The organism is Grimontia sp. SpTr1 (assembly GCF_947387585.1).
In the GTDB taxonomy this organism is placed as follows: domain Bacteria; phylum Pseudomonadota; class Gammaproteobacteria; order Enterobacterales; family Vibrionaceae; genus Enterovibrio; species Enterovibrio indicus.
Genome location: NZ_CANDOD010000015.1, coordinates 73,512 through 93,516 on the forward strand (window position 1 = coordinate 73,512; position 20,005 = coordinate 93,516).

A 20,005-nucleotide genomic window follows, 5' to 3' on the forward strand; every position below is an offset into this window, starting at 1 on the left:
ATCGGAAAAAGCCACGCTTGATCGCGTGGCTTTTTTGATGGTCAGTGTTACTCTTTGCGCTAATAAGAGATTGAAAGGAATGACACTATGTTGATTGTGGTTTCTCCGGCAAAAACCTTGGATTACCAATCGCCGCTCGCGACGGAGCGTTATACGCAACCGATGCTGACCGAGCACTCTGAAGCGCTGATTGATGTGTGCCGTAAACTGACACCGGCGGATATCTCGAGCCTGATGAAGGTGAGTGACAAGATTGCAGGTTTGAACGCGGCACGCTTTGCTGAGTGGTCGCCGGAGTTCACGACCGACAATGCCCGCCCTGCGGTTTTGGCATTCAAAGGCGACGTGTACACCGGCCTTGAAGCAGAAACTTTCAGTGAAGAGGACTTTGACTGGGCGCAGAATCACTTGCGTATGTTGTCAGGTCTATACGGTCTGTTGCGTCCTCTGGATTTGATGCAGCCTTACCGCTTGGAAATGGGCACTAAACTGGCGAACCCACGCGGCACTAACCTTTATCAGTTCTGGGGTGACATCATCACGGATGAGCTAAATCAGGCACTGGCCGCACAGGGCGACAAGGTACTAGTGAACCTCGCCTCGAACGAGTACTTCAAATCAGTCAAACCGAAGCAATTGGACGGGCAGATCATCACGCCAGTGTTCAAAGACCAGAAAAACGGCCAGTATAAAGTCATCAGCTTCTTCGCCAAGAAAGCGCGCGGCATGATGGCGCGTTACATCATCGACAACCGCATTGATTCGGTTGACGCGTTGAAGCAGTTTGATACGGCGGGATACTGGTTCTGTGCTGAAGAGTCGAGCGACAAGGAACTGGTGTTTAAGCGCGAAGAGCAGTAATCGCCATTTAAAATCAGAAAAAAGAAAAGGTTAGCCGAGGCTAACCTTTTCTGTATCTCAATAATCTCGATTAAGCAGTCGGATTGACCGGCTTACCGGAGACTTCATCCGAAGCTTCGCTGTCTTGGGTACGACGTGCCAGGCGACGCTCCCAGTAGTCAGCGTTCTTGATACCAAGCTTCACAGGATCGAAGGTATATTCTTCCACCCCTTCTTTCTGCTGACGCTCGTAATCGTGCAGCGCTTTAAGGGCAGGCTTGCTCAGGAAGAAGATGATCACAAGGCCTACAATATTCAGCCAAGCCATCAGACCCACACCCACGTCACCCATCGCCCACGCGAGGTTGGCGGTTTTCACGGTACCGTAGAATACCGCTGCCATCAGAATCACTTTCAGCACAAACATCATGCCTGGTAGTTTGATGGTACGGCGCAGGTAGGCCACATTGGTTTCTGCGATGTAGTAGTAAGCCAGAATCGTGGTGAACGCGAAGAAGAACAGTGCAATCGCAATGAACGGTCTGCCCCAGCCCGGCATGGTGCTTTCAATTGCCATCTGGGTGAAGACTGGACCATTCGCGGCAATGTCTGCAGCTACGTTCTGGATAATGAAGGCTTCGCCCGCACCGTGAACGTTGTATGCGCCAGTGATAAGGATCATAAACGCGGTGGCAGAACATACCAGCAGGGTATCAATGTAGATAGAGAAGGATTGAACCAGACCTTGTTGCGCAGGGTGCTGAACGTTCGCGGCTGCCGCAGCGTGTGGGCCTGTACCCTGACCCGCTTCGTTTGAGTAAACACCACGCTTAACACCCCAGCCGATAGCCGCACCAACACCTGCCATAGGTGTGAATGCGTCGCCAATGATCATCGCAACGATACCTGGGATTTCAGTAATGTTCAGCGCAATGATAACGAATGCGATGATGATGTAAGCCAAAGCCATGAAAGGCACGACGACCTGAGTAAAGCTCGCGATTCGCTTCACGCCACCAAAAATGATGAAACCAAGCAAAATGGAGATGAGGGTGCCGGTGATGATTTTCGCCAGGCTGTAGGTGCCAATCGCGGTTTCAATCGTTTCACCAGAGCCGAATGCGGCTTCAACGGCGTTACCGATACTGTTTGACTGTACACCCGGCAGCAGAACACCACAGGCAAAAATAGTCGCGATAGCAAAAATCCATGCGTACCACTTCTGACCCATCGCTTTTTCGATGTAGTAAGCTGGACCACCACGGAATTCACCTTTGTCTTCTTCTTTGTAGATTTGTGCAAGGGTAGATTCAGTGTAAGCCGTTGCAGCGCCAAGGAAGGCAACAACCCACATCCAGAAAACGGCACCGGGACCACCGAAACCGATCGCGGCGGCGACACCTGCGATATTACCGGTACCAACACGGCCAGAAAGTGAAACGGCCAGTGCTTGGAAAGATGAAATACCTTTCTCAGAACTTTTGCCAGAGAACAGCAGGCGAGTCATTTCTTTGAACTGACGAACCTGAACAAAGCGCGTTACGATGGAGTAGAACAGGCCAGCACCCAAACAGGTGTAAATAAGCACTGGACTCCAGATAATGCTGTTTAAAAAATCAACAACAGATTGCATTACAAGATCCCTCTAATAAAAAATATTGGATAGATGATTTTTTATCCAACGGCAGGGTAATCCGAAAATGACACGAATTGTTAACATTTTGTGTTGTCAATGTGACGGATTGTGAGCCCGATCTTTAGTCTGCATTCCATTAGCAAACCAGAATATTTATCTGCGACCGATCGCAAACTAATAAAAAAGGAGGCTTTTCGCCTCCTCTTTTAACGCTAATTAAATTGAAAATCTAGTAAAAGCTTGATTATGCGGTTTTTTTCGCTGCTTTTTTCGCCGCTTTCTTGGCTTTTCCTTTTACTTCTTTGTTAGAAAGCTTTTTCTTTTTCTTCTTAAATTCCGGCTTCTTATGTTTTGGCTTCATGCCATCAACATAGCGTTCTTTCACGTCTTCTTTCATGTAGCGGCAGATACGATCCATCATTGGTTGGTCGTGTGCTTCCACCAGAGAAATGGCGTTACCTTTCTTACCCGCACGGGCGGTACGGCCGATACGGTGCAGGTACACGTCGGCTTTGCGTGGCAGGTCGAAGTTGATGACGTGATCGATATCCGGCACGTCGATACCACGTGCTGCAACATCAGTCGCCAACAGAACATTAATCTCACCTGTAGTGAAGCGCTCGATAGCGTAAGTACGCTTTGCCTGAGCCATTTCACCTTGCAGCCATGCACAATTCACTTTCTCTTTGGTCAGGAATTCACGCAGTGCAGCCAGACGCTCACGGGTTTTCACAAAGATGATCGCGCGCTCAGCCTGTTCAGTCAGAATGGCTTTCAACAGGGCATTTTTATGCGCCATGTCGTCACAGCGGTAGTACCACTGGGTGATCTTTTTGCGCTCGCGACGTGGCGGTTCAGCTTCTACTTCTACCGGATCGGTCAGCAGGGTGTTTTTGAAGCCTTCAATGCCTTTACCTTCCAGCGTCGCGGAGAACAGCATACTTTGTTTACGCCAGCGACATTCGGTAGAGAGTTTATCAACGGCAGGACCAAAGCCCATGTCGAGCATGCGGTCAGCTTCGTCCAGTACCAGGCTTTCAATCGCACGGCAGTCAAAGCGTTCAGCTTCGATGTATTCCATCAGACGGCCAGGAGTCGCAACCACGATGTCTTGGGTTTTACCCAGAATCTCAGCGTGTTCTTGGTACGAGATACCACCGGTGATGGTAATGATCTTTAAATCGGTATATTTCGCCAACGCGCGGGCTTGATCAGCTACCTGAATGGCAAGTTCACGGGTTGGAGTCAGGATCAGGGCGCGTGCAGGACCCGGCTTCTGACGAGGGAAGTCGATAAGGTGTTGCAGCAATGGCAATACAAAAGCCGCCGTTTTTCCTGTTCCCGTTGGCGCAGACGCCAGAATATCACGGCCATCCATACCATGAGGGATCACGCCAGCCTGGATCGCTGTTGGTCGCTCGAAGCTCATGTCATCCAGCGCTTGTAGCAGTTGAGGATCCAGTTCTAGTTCAGCAAAAGTTCGCACGCGTTGTTTCTCCACTCAAAGTTAGGGGGCGAATTATAGAGACTAATTCAAGTACGATCATCACATCTTGAGGTAAAAATCTCTTGTGAGCGAAATAAAGTCGTTTGTATAGCTTCCCGCCGCCTGGATCACCAAGGTTTTGGCATCTAAACCATGTTCTTCCTGATTCGATAGCGACATCAACTTTCGACTCACCGGTTTGTTGGCGGTTGGTTGTACGTTCAACAGCCGTTGGCAATAAAGTCCATACTCTTCAGCTTTTGCCAGCAAGGTATCAGCCTCCACTGAAGGTAAGATCAAATGCGCCTGTCCGTTGGGTAAAAGTCGAGTCTTTATCACTTTTAATAAGGTGTCGTGAGAGAGGGTGTCGGTGTGGCGCGCAGTGGCTCGCCGAGAATCGCCTGCTTGCTCGCCGGAGTTAAAGTAAGGGGGATTGCAGATAATAGTATTGAACTGCAACGGGTTTTCCCACTCGGCAATATCCTGATGCAGTACATTTATTCGATCTGCCCAAGCAGATTGTTCTGAATTGAATTGCGCGGTGTTGGCGGCGCGTTCATCGATATCCAGCGCGGTGATTTTTACTGCGGGAAATCGCTGCGCCATCATCAGTGCCAGCAAGCCAGTGCCAGTGCCAATGTCGAGCACTTCATCAGACTCTCCCGCCTCAGCCCAGGCGCCAAGCAGCACGCCATCCGTACTGACGGGCATGCCACAGCCTTTATCTTCAACAGTAAATTGCTTGAATCTGAAGCCTTTACTCACGGTAACCTCTTGATCTCTACTCGTTGCCATTGTCGACAATTGCTTAAAAAATAGATAATTATGTTGCTTCCATGTTATGAGTTTTTGCGCTCAGTATCTTTGTCTTATATCGACTAACGGTTAATGTTTGGTTATAAGTGCCAATAAGCAATTAAAAAATGGATTTATAATCTATTTTTTAATGTTCTATTGTCTGCGCACTGAAACTTCGTCATTATTCTGCGTAATCGGTATTGCGCAGTAAAAATAACCAAAAGGCTAACCGGTTGATTACACAATTATTAAGCAAACACACATAGGTATTACGAAGTGAAAGAGAGTTTAAAGGTTAGCGATATACTCGCGCTAGGGTTTATGACCTTTGCATTTTTCCTCGGGGCCGGAAATATCATCTTTCCTCCTCTGGCGGGCTTTCTGGCAGGTGAACACACCTTTTCTGCAATGCTGGGCTTTTTGACCACTGCTGTAGGCCTTCCTCTTATTGGTATCGTCGCGGTTGCCGTGGCGGGTGGCGGCTGGAAAGGCCTGACCCGCGATCTGCCAGCGTCAGTCGCAACACTGATGGCAGTGCTGATTTTCATCATTATTGGTCCTGCTTTTGCAGCGCCACGTGCTGGTTTGGTGGCCTATGAGATGGGCTTTAAGCCTTTCCTGAATGCACCGGGTCAGTTCGAGTTGTCGCTTTTCTCGGTGGTGTTCTTTGCCATCGCAATGTTCTTCTCCCTGTCTCAAGGCAAGCTTATCGACACTATTGGTAAGCTGCTGACGCCTGCCTTGTTTGCGGCACTGGCAGTGCTGGCGATTGCAGTTGTGGTGAACCCACAAGGCGATATCGTGGCAGCGCAGGGTGCGTATGTGGATCAGGCGTTCACGACAGGTTTCCTTGAAGGTTACAACACCATGGATACCTTCGCCGCTCTGATGTTCGGTATGCTGATTGTTGATGTTATCCGTAAGAAAGGCGTCACCGATCAGGTGAAAACCTGTCAGTACCTGATTTATGCAGGTGTGATTGCGGCTGCGGGTCTGGCATTTGTTTACGTTTCTCTGTTCTATCTGGGCGCGACAGCGACGGGTGTGGCTCCGGGCGCAGCAAACGGTGGTGCGATTCTGTCAGCTTACGTGCTGGCGCTGTTTGGCCCTGCTGGTCAAATCATCCTGTCGACCATCATTGTACTGGCGTGTCTGACGACGGTTATCGGTCTGGTTTCAGCGTGTTCTGACTATTTCAGCACTCTGACCAAAATCACTTACCGTCAATGGGTTGTTATCCTGTCTATTGCTTGTGCAGTGGTAGCGAACGTAGGCCTGAACCAGTTGATCGCGATTTCTGTTCCTGTCCTGTTTGCACTCTACCCAGTTGCGATTGCGCTGATTGCTCTGACGTTCCTGCGCCGCTTTATGCCTAACCCACAACTGGCATACCGCGTGGTACTGGGTGTGTCTTTAGTGTTCGCACTGTTGGATGCAGCGAAAGTTGCGGGCGTTGATGTGTCTGCGCTGAAAGTGCTGCCACTGTTTAACTATGGCATGGCATGGCTGCTGCCAACGGCAATTGCGCTGGTTGCAGTAAGCTTTGCGGGTAAGCGTAAAGACGAAACATCACACGCGTAAAGCAAGGTTATTGGAATACAAAAAAAACCACCGGATGCGGTGGTTTTTTTATGTCTGAAAGCCGGCTGAGGAACTTAGGCTAGAGCGTTTCCTGAAACTCAACCAACACCTGCTCGCACCAGGTGGCGATGCGCTCATCACTCAGTTCGTATTGGCTGTCTTCGTCCAGTGCCAGACCGACAAACTGTTTACCGTCTTCGGTCAGCGCTTTTGATGCTTCAAAGGTATAACCTTCATTTGGCCAGTAGCCGATAAATTTCAGGCCAGTTGGCAACAGCTCATCATGTAGCATGCCCATGGCATCAAGGTACCATTCGGCATACCCTTCCTGATCGCCAAGACCGAAAAGGGCGGCGACTTTACCTTGCAGGTTCAGGCCATTAAGTTGTGACCACACCGCTTCCCAGTCTTCCTGCAACTCGCCGAAGTCCCAAGTGGAAATGCCCAGCAACAGCAAATCGTACTGATTCATTTGGTCAACCGGCGTTTCTTTGATGTTGTGAATATCCACCAAGTCGTCACCCAGGATATCGCGGATTTTCTCTGCCGCCATTTCGGTGTAACAGGTAGTGGAGCCGTAAAACAAACCTATTTTCATGTGCTTTTCCTGCTGTTGCGTCGTGGGGATTCTACTCCTCGTGGCGTTGTATCTCCACCCCGTAAACCACGAGGATTTGGCGCATTTTGCTGCAATCGTTTTGCTTAATCAGGGTAAACCTTGCATTCATGCGGGGGTGAGGTAGTTTGAGAGAAGCAACAATCGAACTTAAGTGAGTGAATCGTGGAACAAAACGCGGCGTTGGTAGAGCAGTTTTTGGATGCTATGTGGATGGAGCGGGGGTTATCTGAGAACACCCTGGCCTCTTATCGAAACGATCTGACCAAACTTTGCCAGTGGCTGGATAATGACAGTGTGGCTCTGGTGAAGGTGACATCGTCCAAACTGCAGGATTATCAGCATTGGTTATTCGATCAGGATTACAAGCAAAGCAGCCGCGCCCGTATGCTCTCTGCAATGCGTCGTCTTTTCCAATACCTTTACCGCGAAAAGCAGCGTGAAGATGACCCCACGGCCACATTGATCAGCCCCAAATTGCCTAAGCGCCTGCCAAAAGATTTGTCGGAAGAGCAGGTAGAAGCGCTGCTGGATGCGCCGGATGTGGAAGACACTATCGAGCTTCGCGATAAAGCCATGATGGAGCTACTGTATGCTACGGGCCTTCGTGTGACTGAACTTATCAGCCTGACCACTGAAAACGTCAGCCTGCGTCAGGGCGTAGTGCGTGTAATTGGTAAAGGTGGAAAAGAGCGTCTGGTGCCGATGGGAGAAGCTGCAATCGACTGGCTGGAGCGATATATGGCGCACAGCCGCCCGGCATTGCTTGGTGAGCAAAGTTCGGATGTGTTTTTCCCTAGCCGCCGCGCCCGCATGATGACCCGTCAGACTTTCTGGCACCGTATCAAGTTTTATGCGGCGCTTGCAGGCATTGATGGTGACATGCTTTCGCCACACGTTTTGCGCCATGCTTTTGCAACGCACTTGCTGAACCACGGTGCAGATTTACGTGTGGTGCAAATGTTGTTGGGACACAGTGACCTGTCGACCACGCAAATTTATACTCACGTCGCGACTGAGCGACTAAAACAGTTGCATCAGGAGCACCATCCTCGGGCATAATGCAGCCGAACGGGTGTTTTTTTACCTCACTTGGGATTTTTTTCGTTTCTGTCCGGTCTGAGTGAGTGACAGTTTGCCCGCAAACCCATTTTCAGGATCTGAACACTATGAATTTAAAACAACTGATGGCGCGTGCTTTGATTGCCTCTGCCATGTTGTCATTCGGCACACAGGCTGCGGAAGGCGCAGACAAAGCGGCAATTGCTGATGTATTGGCGAAATACCGTCTGAATGTTGAAACTATTGAAAAAGCACCGGTTGAGGGTCTCTATGAAGTGGTGACCAATGGCGGCGTGGTTTATGCCAACAAAGACGGTTCTTACTTTATCTATGGCCAGCTTTTCCATACAACGCCAACGGAATCTATCAACCTGACTGAAATCACTCAGGCGAAGCGTAATAAAAAGCTGTTTGAAGAAGCGGATGTTGAGAAAGAACTGATCGTCTATCCGGCGAAAGACGAGAAATACGTGGTTAACGTATTTACAGATACCACTTGTGGTTACTGCATGAAGCTCCACAGTGAAATGAAGGAATACAATGATCTGGGAATTACCGTCCGCTATCTGGCATTCCCTCGCTCGGGTGAACGCTCCCCAAACATCGGCCAAATGAGTGCCATTTGGTGTGCAGATGACAAAGTGGACGCAATGAACCTAGCAAAAGCGAGCAACTTCAATGAAGAAAGCAAACAGTGCACGGATCTTGTCCGTCGCCATATGGCATTGGGCAACGCAATGGGTGTGACGGGTACACCTGCCATCATGCTCGAAGATGGCACGCTTTTAGGGGGCTACCTGCCCGCTCAGGGGTTATTGCAGACCCTTGAACAAAAATCCAAAGGTTAATTATTCTTCTCAAAAGCGCTGGATTGACGGCGCTTTTTTCTTTCTGTCTTCACAGCATTCAGTTCCAAAGTCTTCCGCTTTGAAAACCACCCGCTAAAATGGAGGCTCAATCCGCATTCTTAATGCTCATCGGTATAAGCGATGACTCACAGGTTCTCTCCATGATTGAAATTAAACGTCGTCACGCGGCACAGGATGCTGCTTTTCCTGCTTCAATTCCGCCATTACTTCAGCGTATTTACGCCAACCGTGGTATCACCTCTGAGGGTGAACTGGAGCGAAGCGCTCGCGGGCTGCTGAATTACAACGAACTACATGGCATTGAACGCGCCGTAGAACTGTTGGCAGCTGCAATGGCAGAAGGGCGACGCATCATCGTGGTGGGCGACTTTGATGCTGATGGCGCAACCAGCTCAGCGCTCTCAGTGACGGCATTTCGCATGATGGGCTGCACCAACGTTGATTACCTAGTGCCGAACCGTTTTGATGATGGCTATGGCCTAAGCCCAGACGTGGTCGAGCAAGCAGCGGCCAAAGGCGCAGAGCTTATCATGACCGTGGATAACGGTGTGTCTTCGATTGAAGGGGTTGCAGCAGCCAAAGCCCGCGATATTCAAGTCGTCGTGACCGACCACCACTTACCGGGCGAAGTGCTGCCGGATGCTGATGCCATGGTGAACCCGAACCTCAACGAGTGTGGCTTTCCGTCCAAATCGCTCGCAGGTGTTGGTGTGGCGTTTTATCTGATGTTGGCACTGCGTGCTCATCTTCGTGATAGCGGCTGGTTTGCCCAGCGTGGTATCGCTGAACCGAACTTGGCGGAACTGTTGGACTTGGTCGCATTGGGTACAGTGGCCGATGTGGTATCGCTGGACACCAACAACCGCATTTTGGTGCATCAGGGTTTGATGCGAATCCGCGCGGGGAAATGTCGTCCGGGTATTCAGGCTTTGATTGAAGTAGCGAACCGCAATATGACGACGCTGGTGGCGAGTGATTTCGGCTTTGCCTTGGGGCCACGCATTAATGCTGCAGGCCGCTTGGATGATATGTCATTTGGTATTGAGCTTTTACTGTGTCAAAACCTTCAAGCCGCGCGCCAGATGGCAAGTGAGCTGGATGCCCTGAACCAAAGCCGTAAGGAAATCGAGCAGGGCATGAAAGAAGAAGCGATGGCGATTTGTGAGCGTCTTCAATTTGGTGAAGGCAGCAGTCTGCCTTGCGGCCTTGCACTGTTCCAGCGCGAATGGCATCAGGGTGTGATTGGTATCCTCGCATCACGCATTAAAGACAAATTCCACCGCCCTGTGATTGCCTTCGCGGATGGCGGTGAAGGCACTATCAAAGGCTCAGCACGTTCGATTCAGGGGCTGCATATGCGTGACACCCTGGATGTGATTGATACGCAAAACCCAGGTCTGATTAAGAAATTCGGCGGTCACGCCATGGCGGCGGGTCTGACGATCGCCGAAGCGGACTTTGAACGTTTCTCGAAACTGTTCGACGAAGCCGTAAAAAACACCATCAGCGAAGAAGAGCTGAAAGGTGTACTGCTTTCAGACGGTGAACTCCTTTCCAATGAGATCAATCTGGATGTGGCTGAAACACTGCGCTCTGGTGGTCCGTGGGGGCAAGGCTTCCCTGAACCTTTGTTTGATGGCAAGTTCAAGCTGCTGCATCAAAAGCTGGTGGGCGGAAAACACCTGAAAATGATGTTGGAACCAGTCATGGGCGGACAAATGGTGGACGCCATCGCCTTCAACATTGACTTGCGACGCTGGCCGGATCCCTCTGTGCAAATGGTCGAGGTCGCATATCGCCTCGATGTGAACGAGTTCCGTGGCAACCGTACGGTGCAGTTGATGGTTGAGCATATGGCGGCGGTTTAGGTAAGGAAGAGCAGGTCCTAGGGTCCCAGGAAAAGAAGGTCCTAGGAGGAGCAAGAGCCAGAGGCTCTGCTAAACAGTTCAAATACTGTAGGACCCAGGACCTTTAGCCTTTTCTCTCATTTTTCTCCGAAAATTTCTCCTTTGATCCCCATCACACTCTGTATATTCCGTCCGCAATTCTGTAGAATTCGGCGGTTAAAACTCATTCCGAACATAGAAAAGTGACCATGTTTGAAATCAATCCAATCAAAAACCGCCTAGCGGACATTGCCGAGCGAGCAAATGTCCTTAGGGGGTATCTTTGACTATGACGCCAAGAAAGAGCGTCTAGAAGAAGTTAATGCCGAACTCGAACAACCTGATGTGTGGAACGAACCTGAGCGTGCCCAAGCGCTGGGTCGTGAACGCGCGTCGCTGGAAGCGGTAGTAGAAACTATCGACCAGCTTGATCAGGGTGGCGAGTACATCACCGAACTGCTGGAACTGGCAGTAGAAGAAAACGATCAGGATACGTTCGATGAAATCGAGCCGGAACTGAGCGATCTGGAAGAGAAGCTGTCGAAGCTGGAATTCCGCCGCATGTTCTCTGGCGATCACGACGGTTCTGATTGTTACATCGACCTGCAAGCAGGTTCAGGCGGTACTGAAGCCCAAGACTGGACATCCATGATGCTGCGCATGTACCTGCGCTGGGCTGACGCAAAAGGCTTCAAGACCGAAGTGATTGAAGTGTCTGAAGGTGATGTGGCTGGATTGAAATCAGCAACCGTTCGTATCAGCGGCGAATACGCCTACGGCTGGCTGCGCACCGAAACTGGTGTTCACCGTCTGGTTCGTAAGTCTCCGTTCGATTCAGGCGGTCGTCGTCACACCTCGTTCTCTTCTGCGTTTATTTACCCGGAAGTGGACGAAAATATCGACATCGATATCAACCCGTCTGATCTGCGTATCGACGTTTACCGTGCGTCAGGCGCGGGCGGTCAGCACGTTAACACCACCGAATCAGCGGTACGTATTACACACGTACCAACCAACACCGTGGTGCAGTGCCAGAATGACCGAAGCCAGCACAAGAACAAAGATCAGGCGATGAAGCAGCTTCGCGCAAAACTGTTTGAATTGGAACTGCAAAAGCAGAACGCAGAGAAACAGGCGAATGAAGCAGCGAAGTCTGACATCGGTTGGGGTAGCCAGATCCGTTCTTACGTTCTGGATGACTCACGCATTAAAGACCTGCGTACCGGTATCGAAAACCGTAACACCCAAGCGGTGCTTGACGGTGATCTCGACAAGTTTATTGAAGCCAGCCTGAAATCTGGTTTGTAATTTTTTAAGTTAATTCAAAGGTTCACTATGACTGACCAGTTACAAGACGAAAACAAGCTGATCGCGGAGCGTCGTGCAAAACTGAACCACATTCGTCAAAGCTGCAATGCAAACGGCCACCCAAATGAATTCCGCCGTGAGCACAAAGCGGCTGATCTTCAGGCTGAGTTTGGCGAAAAGAGCAAGGAAGAGCTGGAAGCATTGGATCACAAAGTCAGCGTTGCTGGCCGTGTGATGGCAAAGCGTGGTCCTTTCCTGGCACTTCAGGACGTGAGCGGTCGCATTCAGGCGTACGCAGCGAAAGACGTTCAGAACGTGCTGAAAGAGCAATATCAAGGTCTGGATATCGGTGACATCATCGGTGTGAAAGGCGCACTGCATAAGTCTGGCAAAGGCGACCTGTACGTGAACATGGAAGAGTACCAACTGCTGACTAAAGCACTGCGCCCTCTGCCAGAAAAATTCCACGGTCTGACTGATCAGGAAATGCGTTACCGTCAGCGTTACGTTGACCTGATCGTGAACGAAGATTCGCGCAACGCATTCAAGGTACGCTCTAAGCTGATTTCTGCGATCCGCCGTTACATGGAGTCAAAAGACTTCATGGAAGTGGAAACGCCAATGATGCAAGTGATCCCGGGTGGTGCTTCTGCACGTCCGTTTATCACTCACCACAACGCACTGGATCAGGAAATGTTCCTGCGCATCGCGCCTGAGCTGTACCTGAAGCGTCTGGTTGTGGGTGGTTTCGAGCGCGTATTCGAAATCAACCGTAACTTCCGTAACGAAGGTCTGTCTCCACGCCACAACCCAGAATTCACCATGATTGAGTTCTACATGGCGTACGCAGATTACAACGACCTGATCGACCTGACTGAAGACATGCTGCGTACCGTGGCCGTTGAAGTTCTGGGTGAAACCTCTATGCCTTACGGCGATTACACCGTGGAATTCGGTGGTAAATACGCACGTATGACCATGCTGGAAGCGATCAAGCACTACAACCCAGAGCATGCTGATATCCAAGCGCTGACAGTGGAAGATGTTCAGGATCGTGAGAAGCTGGTGGCTATCGCGAAGTCTCTGGAGATCTACGTTGAGAAATTCTGGACTTGTGGTCAGCTTCTGGAAGAAATCTTCGGTGAAACCGCAGAACCTAAACTGATCCAGCCAACCTTCATCACTGGCTACCCGGCAGATATCTCTCCGCTGGCGCGCCGTAGCGATGACAATCCGTTCTTTACAGACCGCTTTGAGTTCTTTATCGGTGGCCGTGAAGTGGCGAACGGCTTCTCGGAGCTGAACGACGCAGAAGATCAGGACGCTCGTTTTAAAGCGCAGGTTGATGCGAAAGACGCAGGTGACGACGAAGCAATGTTCTACGATGCAGACTACATCACTGCACTGGAACATGGTTTGCCACCAACAGCGGGTCAGGGTATCGGTATCGATCGTCTGGCAATGCTGTTTACCAACACGCACACTATCCGTGACGTGATTCTGTTCCCGGCGATGCGTCCACAGAACCAGAAGAAAGACTAAATCTGACTGACTTCTGAGACGTCTCTGAGACACCAAAAACACTGGCTTATGCCAGTGTTTTTTTATGTGCGTATGTTAGTGTGCAAACGTTTGCTCAATGTCACAAATATTGCGATGTAATTAACGTTTTAGTTCCGGTTTGATTCATCTGCAGGGATGATGCCCGCGCAATTCCTTGCTGCTTTTATTGAAGATAACCATGCTAAAAAAATCCTTCCTTTCTGCCAGTGTTGCCCTGGCAACGTTGGCTTCATCGGCAGCGTTTGCTGTTGAACATATCGACCTGTTAATTAAAGACGCGACCGTATTGACCATGAACGCTGATAAAGCGGTTTACGATAATGGTGTGGTGGCTGTTGATGGCAACAAAATTGTGGCTGTCGGTGATGAGAGTCTGTCGGAAGCCTATCAGGCCAAAACCGTCTTGGATGTGGATGGCGACATTGTGATGCCAGGATTGATCAACACCCACACTCATGCCTCAATGACAGTGTTCCGTTCACTGGGTGATGATGTGCCAGATCGCCTGCACCGCTATATCTTCCCATTAGAAAGTCAGTTGGTGAGCAGAGATATGGTACGTATCGGCGCGCAACTGGGTAATGTGGAAATGCTGAAAGGCGGCGTGACCACTTATGCCGATATGTACTATTTCGAAGATGAAGTGGCGAAAACCGTCGACAAGATTGGTATGCGCGCGATTCTGGGTGAAACCGTCATTAAGTTTCCAGTTGCTGATGCCGCAAATGCGGAAGAAGGCATCCAATACGCCTTGAACTTTATTCAGGAATATAAAGACCATCCTCGTATTACCCCAGCTTTCGCGCCACACGCACCTTATACCAATACCACCGAAGTGCTGCAGAAAATCACCAAGCTTTCGCTGGAGCACGATGTGCCGGTGATGATCCATCTTGCAGAGTCAGAACGTGAAAATGAAGTGATTGCTGAGCGCAGTGGTGGTAAGTCTCCCGTGGAATACATGGCGGATATTGGTGCGCTGACACCGAACTTAGTTGGCGCGCACGTGATTAATGTCGATGACCATGATATTGCGCTGCTGAAAAAGCACGATGTGGGCATCGCGCATAACATGAGTGCCAACATCAAGTCTGCCAAAGGTGTGTCACCGGCATTGAAGATGTTTGATGATGGTCTTCGAATTGGTCTCGGCACTGACGGGCCAATGTCAGGTAACACACTCAGTACAGTGGATGAATTCAACCAAGTTGCTAAAGTGCACAAGCTGGTGAATAAAGATCGCGCAGCAATGCCTCCGATCAAGGTTATCGAAATGGCAACCATGGGGGCGGCACGCGCTCTCCACATGGAAGACAAAATAGGTTCTCTGGAAACGGGTAAGCTGGCAGACATCATCGTAATTGATACGAAAGCGCCAAATATGGTGCCAATGTACAATCCTTATTCAGCCTTGGTTTACTCCGCGTATGCATCGAACGTGAAACATGCCATCGTTGATGGCCAGCTCCTGATGCAGGAGAGAGACATACTGACGGTGGATGAAGACAAAGTGCGCCAGGAAGCGTTGCAGTTTGCAGACAAAGTCAGAGAAACCGTCATCGCCAGTGGCGAAGAAGTGAGATAGTTTCTCGAAGCCCTGCCTTAAATGAAAGACCGCGTCTCACTTGGACGCGGTTTTTTTGCTTTCTCTATCAATAGATAGCCTCAATAAATCGGGTCATAGTCTATGATCTAAGAAATTTTAAAGAGAATTTTAAATTTCTCAAAATTGAGAAGTGTTTGAAATGTTGGCCATTTTGATGGCTTTTTTGGGCATCATGGAATAGTCTATCCTATTAATAATACTGATAAATATGTCAGCTACTAGATGCCTATGTTGTCAGCAAATCGAACAGCAAAAGTGTCTTATCTGGGAACTGTGCTGATTTGAGAGCTACCTTGTATCTACATTGAGACAGACCTGCTTGTCTTACAAAATATAATGATACTCACAACATTTTGAACACGTGTCGTTAATGGATGACTAAAGGCAGGCGTTATGGGTATGCAATTCAGATCTGAGGCGGTTCCAAGTTCACTCGTCGTAGTAGGCGGAACTTACGAACCTTGGCTGGCAACACTGGAACAAGCAGGTTGGCGTTGTCACCGCTGTTATGACCTCAGAGCAGCACAATCTCTCCTTCAGGACATTGGTCCTTGCATTGGTATTGTGGATATCAGCCACGATGATTTCAGTCTCAACGGTGTCGCATCACTGGTAAACCGCAACAAGCAGGTTCGCTGGCTGGCGCTGATCCGCGAAGATCAACTCAACAATGATGCAATTTGTCAGTTCATTGTGAGCTTCTGCATCGACTACTTCACTTCTCCAATTCCAGATAGCCAACTGATGAGCACCATCGGTCACCAACTGGGCATGCTGAAGCTTGAGCGTCACGTATGGCCTCAACTGGGCGACCACAGTGACATGGGACTGCTGGGTAAAACCTCTGTGATGAAGAAACTGCGTGATCAGGTTCGTCGTGTCGCACCGACTGACGTATCAGTTCTGATCAACGGTGAAAGCGGTACCGGCAAAGAGCTGGTGGGTATGGCAATTCATAATGCTTCAACCCGCGCGAAAGGTCCGTTCGTTTCTGTGAAATGTAGCGCGCTACCAGAGAAGCTTATTCAAAACGAGCTGTTTGGTGATGGCACGACAGAAGGCAAAGTGCAGCAAGCGCACCAAGGCACTCTGTTCCTGGATGAAATTGGTGATTTGCCTCTGAATCTTCAGGCAAACCTTCTGCATCTTTTGCAGGACGGTACGGTAGAAACGCACGACGACAAATACTCGAAAGAGATCGACGTTCGTGTGATTGCGGCGACGCACATGGATTTGGAAAAAGCGGTTGCTGAAGGTCAGTTCCGTGAAGATCTGTTCTACCGCCTCAATGTTCTACGTATTTCTGTGCCTTCACTGAAAGAGCGAAGTGCAGACATTCCTGAGCTGGCTGAGCACTTCCTGTTGAAGTTTGCACGTCAGTACAACACGCAGGCGCGCACCTTCTCTGAAGAAGCGAACAAGATCCTGACCAACTATAGCTGGCCAGGTAACGTACGTGAGCTGATCAACCAGGTGAAACGTGCAGTACTGCTGGCGGATAATCTGGTGATTGAAGCTGAGCATCTGGATCTGCCACGTCAGGGCGATTACAAACAAAGCCTGCGTAAGATTCGTGAAGAGTCTGAGCGTGATGCACTGCTCGCTGTGCTGGAAAGCAACAATGGCCAGGTGTCTGCTGCAGCGAAAGAGCTGGGTGTGTCACGTGCAACTATGTACCGTTTGCTGAACAAGCACAGCTTGATTCCTGCACCGCGTAGCTTCCGCTAAGTAATTAGCTGAAATAAAAAAACCGCCTTATTAGGCGGTTTTTTTCGTCTATTAGATTACTGGGTGACTAGCTTCCCTTCATTAATAGGAAACACTTTATCGTACGCCAGATTGTAGACGTATGCGTAAACCAGATAGAAGGCCACCAGACCAATGTCCATCAGGAAAGCTTGCCACAGGCTGATGTTAAGCCACCATGCAATAGCAGGCAGCGTCACCCAAAGCAGTCCCAACTCAAACAGTACCGCATGAAGGATACGATGCTTTTGTTTCTTCTCGGTCCTGCCGGTCATTTTCACCATAGCTTTGTCAAACCACAGGTTATAAATGTAGTTCCAACCTGTCGCCAGAATGGAAAAAGCCACACCCAACACACCTGTGTGTGCGGCATCAAAACCAAACAGGGACAGAATGCTTACAATGAGGATAAGGCCTATCACCTCGAAGGCGATGGCGTGTCGAATACGGTCTGCTGCAGTTCTCATGGTGTGTTACCTCTCAATCAATGCCAGCATGATATCCACTAATAAGATTGAACATAGTTAATTACTATCCGTAAAAGGGATGGATTTTGGATGTTCTTTATTCGGGTTTGTAACAGTTTGATGATTTGCGGGAGTACGATTATCGGAGCGATTGATTTTAAAATTGGCTAGTGAAAAGCAATATGTCCTTTTAAATAGGCAAAACCTCGAACAGAATATGGTGAAACTTTACTCAAATTGTTTAATAAAGCACATGCCACTGAATTCATGGTTATATCAAATAACGCATTGATATATTGATCTAAATCATTAGTATTAACAGTGAATTTACAAGTGCGGAATACTCCGCAGGTTTACGCAGAAAGGAGGCAATAAGATGACAAATCAACTGTTTACATCCGTCATGACTTGCGCCACCCATCTGTGCGCAGATATGCGAAAACCTGTACACTAATCCGCACCATTTTAGCAAATGGGCCGCGGATATGACTGCGGCTCTGAGCGACACTTCCTAGTTAAGATCCCTCTCCCGCAATCTATCCAAGGCCTCCTGAAACTCAACAAGGAGTCCGTCATGAACCAATCTATGTACCTGCGCCTGGCCGTGTTTTTCGTCCGTATGGATATTAAACGTGAAGAGTCAGCCTGGAGAAAAGCCCATCGCCGAATTCGCTATGTTGGCGAGCCTTTGTCAGAGCATCTAATGCGAGATATTGGTTTCGAGAAAGATGGCTTATCTATCGGTCACACCGTTGCACCTAAATTTAAAGCCCAACGCGAAGTGGCACGAATGCGCAGAAAGTTAAGGTTGAACCTGACAACGTAATCAGAAGGGAGTCACTATCCTAGGTGACTCCCGAATTCCCTATAATCACATAATAAAAAAGCGCCTTACGGCGCTTTTTCTATTTGAAAACCCAAGGTCAATAAGCGCTATGGACAAGGATTGGAGTACTGCTGGCCAATCTCTTCAATGCGCTTCAGCAATTCTTCCGGCAATTCAACGTCTATGGAATCGATGTTGGTTTTGAGTTGCTCAAGCGTGGTAGCGCCGATGATATTACTGGCGACAAAGGAGCGGGTATTGACGTAAGCCAGTGCCATCTGTGTTGGGTCAATGGCGAATTCTTTAGCAAGATCAACATAAGCCTGCGTTGCTGCCTGCCCTTGCTCGGTGAAGTATCGGGCGAAACGCTCCCAGCGGGTGCAGCGTGCTCCTTCTGGTTTAGCGCCATTGAGGTATTTTCCGCTCAACACACCAAACGCGAGCGGTGAGTAAGCTAGCAGCTCGACGCCTTCCTGATGACTGATCTCTGACAGACCCACTTCGAAGCTGCGGTTGAGCAGATTATACGGGTTCTGGATTGACACAATACGCGGCAAGCTATGCTTTTCTGCCAAACGAAGATAGCTCATCACGCCCCATGGCGTTTCGTTCGAGACGCCGATGTGACGGATTTTGCCTTCGCGCACCAGTTCGGCGAGCGCATCCAGAGTATCCAGCAGGGTGACGCCTGAGTTTTCGTCCTGATGGTCGTAGTTCAATTGACCAAAGCTGTTTACATGGCGCTGAGGCCAGTGAACCTGATAAAGGTCGATGTAATCGGTCTGCAAACGGGCGAGACTGTCGTTGACAGCCTGACGGAGATTGCGTCTATCCAGTGACATGTTTTCACGAATGTACGGCACGCCGCGAGGACCTGCGACCTTGGTGGCGATAATCACCTTGTCGCGTTTACCTGATTTTTGCAGCCAGGTGCCAATATATTGCTCTGTCAGCCCCTGTGTTTCTGGGGTCGGTGGCACCGCATACATTTCCGCGGTATCAATAAAGTTCACGCCATGGTCGAGTGCGAAGTCCAGCTGCTGATGAGCATCTGCTTCTGTGTTCTGTTGACCAAAGGTCATAGTACCAAGACAAATCTTACTGACTTCCAGATTGGTATGGGGAAGAGTGTGGTATTGCATCCTTTCTCCTTGGGCTGCATCTCATGGACGACGAGAAACACGTTTTCGAGATGTGCGGGGTTTACCTTCCATCTTAGAAAGTTTTCTTGTCGGTACAAGCGAAAAAGTGGGGGACTTGGTGTAGATCCGGATGAAGGTTTTGAGATGTCGCAAATGGATTCCGTGGGAGCGATCAGAATTATCAGTTTTAAACCACACACACTATCCTGAGTCCTTATACTAGAATTAACATTCGATTAACAATGCGGGTAACGAAATGAAATTAAAGCAATTGAAGAGCTGGATACAGGCTCACCCGGACAACGTTCCCCATTGCTATGTGATTGCACATGCAGGTGGTGCACAGTATGTGGTGGAAGTGGAAGTCAGGCACAAGCTGGAGCCACTGAAAGACGACAATACGGATGAAGTGATGCATTTTGACAACATGGAACAGGTGTCAGAGAAGCTTCGCAAAGTGGGAGTGAAAAAAGCAACGTTACGTCTGCTGGATCCTTATGATGAGTTTGGGCCCGCGGATACTTCCTGCAATGAGGACATGGAAATTACGCTTTAAGGTCGACAGACCCTAGA

17 protein-coding genes are annotated in these 20,005 nt (G+C 49.4%); 11 read left to right on the forward strand and 6 right to left on the reverse strand.

Translation table 11 applies throughout. The annotated features are described in order from the left end of the window. The first annotated feature begins 87 nt into the window (after positions 1-87). The gene (yaaA, locus tag QL223_RS19075; protein ID WP_281545647.1) at positions 88-861 is read left to right on the forward strand and encodes a peroxide stress protein YaaA; all 774 of its coding nucleotides are present in this window, start codon (positions 88-90) and stop codon (positions 859-861) included. 70 nt (positions 862-931) lie between these two features. Here yaaA and QL223_RS19080 read toward each other — a convergent pair whose 3' ends face one another. From QL223_RS19080 to QL223_RS19090, 3 genes are all read right to left on the reverse strand, one after another. Beyond that, positions 932-2,473, reverse strand: a complete 1,542-nt coding sequence (locus QL223_RS19080) for an alanine/glycine:cation symporter family protein (protein WP_281545648.1) — start codon at positions 2,471-2,473, stop codon at positions 932-934. A gap of 247 nt (positions 2,474-2,720) precedes the next feature. Then, positions 2,721-3,962: an ATP-dependent RNA helicase SrmB gene (gene srmB, locus QL223_RS19085; RefSeq protein WP_281545649.1), complete on the reverse strand. Its 1,242-nt coding sequence runs from the start codon at positions 3,960-3,962 to the stop codon at positions 2,721-2,723. A 60-nt stretch (positions 3,963-4,022) separates the two neighbouring features. Beyond that, positions 4,023-4,727: a methyltransferase gene (locus QL223_RS19090; protein ID WP_281545650.1), complete on the reverse strand. Its 705-nt coding sequence runs from the start codon at positions 4,725-4,727 to the stop codon at positions 4,023-4,025. Positions 4,728-5,036: 309 nt separating this feature from the next. On the opposite strand from QL223_RS19090, the gene brnQ reads away from it, so the two are divergent. Further along, entirely contained in the window at positions 5,037-6,341 is a 1,305-nt protein-coding gene (gene brnQ / locus QL223_RS19095; RefSeq protein WP_281545651.1) for a branched-chain amino acid transport system II carrier protein, read from the forward strand. A 79-nt stretch (positions 6,342-6,420) separates the two neighbouring features. Here brnQ and fldB read toward each other — a convergent pair whose 3' ends face one another. After that, complete coding sequence (gene fldB / locus QL223_RS19100) at positions 6,421-6,939, reverse strand: flavodoxin FldB (RefSeq protein WP_062706061.1); 519 nt, start codon at positions 6,937-6,939, stop codon at positions 6,421-6,423. A 183-nt stretch (positions 6,940-7,122) separates the two neighbouring features. Here fldB and xerD point away from each other — a divergent pair, with 183 nt between their 5' ends. The 7 genes from xerD to QL223_RS19135 all read left to right on the forward strand — a co-directional run bounded on the left by xerD (position 7,123) and on the right by QL223_RS19135 (position 16,979). Beyond that, complete coding sequence (gene xerD, locus QL223_RS19105; RefSeq protein WP_348651399.1) at positions 7,123-8,019, forward strand: site-specific tyrosine recombinase XerD; 897 nt, start codon at positions 7,123-7,125, stop codon at positions 8,017-8,019. Positions 8,020-8,126: 107 nt separating this feature from the next. Beyond that, positions 8,127-8,867, forward strand: coding sequence for a bifunctional protein-disulfide isomerase/oxidoreductase DsbC (dsbC, locus tag QL223_RS19110; RefSeq protein ID WP_281545652.1), 741 nt, complete (start codon positions 8,127-8,129; stop codon positions 8,865-8,867). 161 nt (positions 8,868-9,028) lie between these two features. Then, positions 9,029-10,756 (forward strand): single-stranded-DNA-specific exonuclease RecJ, encoded by a 1,728-nt coding sequence (gene recJ, locus QL223_RS19115; RefSeq protein ID WP_281545653.1) that lies wholly within the window; start codon positions 9,029-9,031, stop codon positions 10,754-10,756. A 227-nt stretch (positions 10,757-10,983) separates the two neighbouring features. Next, positions 10,984-12,082 (forward strand): peptide chain release factor 2 gene (gene prfB / locus QL223_RS19120; RefSeq protein WP_152442392.1). Its coding sequence is split into 2 segments (ribosomal slippage): positions 10,984-11,058 and positions 11,060-12,082, totalling 1,098 coding nucleotides; the frame shifts between segments, so codons are not numbered across the junction. 27 nt (positions 12,083-12,109) lie between these two features. Next, positions 12,110-13,624, forward strand: coding sequence for a lysine--tRNA ligase (lysS, locus tag QL223_RS19125; RefSeq protein WP_002540382.1), 1,515 nt, complete (start codon positions 12,110-12,112; stop codon positions 13,622-13,624). Positions 13,625-13,823: 199 nt separating this feature from the next. Then, complete coding sequence (locus tag QL223_RS19130) at positions 13,824-15,230, forward strand: amidohydrolase (RefSeq protein ID WP_002540381.1); 1,407 nt, start codon at positions 13,824-13,826, stop codon at positions 15,228-15,230. Positions 15,231-15,644: 414 nt separating this feature from the next. Continuing rightward, positions 15,645-16,979 (forward strand): sigma-54 dependent transcriptional regulator, encoded by a 1,335-nt coding sequence (locus tag QL223_RS19135; RefSeq protein ID WP_002540379.1) that lies wholly within the window; start codon positions 15,645-15,647, stop codon positions 16,977-16,979. Positions 16,980-17,035: 56 nt separating this feature from the next. Here QL223_RS19135 and QL223_RS19140 read toward each other — a convergent pair whose 3' ends face one another. Continuing rightward, a complete protein-coding gene (locus QL223_RS19140) occupies positions 17,036-17,464 on the reverse strand; it encodes a PACE efflux transporter (RefSeq protein WP_002540377.1) in 429 nt (142 codons plus the stop codon). A gap of 574 nt (positions 17,465-18,038) precedes the next feature. Here QL223_RS19140 and QL223_RS19145 point away from each other — a divergent pair. Then, positions 18,039-18,290: a hypothetical protein gene (locus tag QL223_RS19145; RefSeq protein WP_002540375.1), complete on the forward strand. Its 252-nt coding sequence runs from the start codon at positions 18,039-18,041 to the stop codon at positions 18,288-18,290. A gap of 107 nt (positions 18,291-18,397) precedes the next feature. Here the strand turns inward: QL223_RS19145 and QL223_RS19150 are convergent, their stop codons facing one another. Then, a complete protein-coding gene (locus QL223_RS19150) occupies positions 18,398-19,432 on the reverse strand; it encodes an NADP(H)-dependent aldo-keto reductase (RefSeq protein ID WP_281545654.1) in 1,035 nt (344 codons plus the stop codon). Between the two features lie 256 nt (positions 19,433-19,688). Between QL223_RS19150 and QL223_RS19155 the strand changes: the two genes are divergently transcribed. Beyond that, positions 19,689-19,988 carry a DUF6482 family protein gene (locus QL223_RS19155; RefSeq protein WP_002540372.1) on the forward strand — a complete coding sequence of 100 codons (300 nt, stop codon included), beginning with the start codon at positions 19,689-19,691 and terminating at the stop codon, positions 19,986-19,988. Positions 19,989-20,005 lie beyond the last annotated feature (17 nt).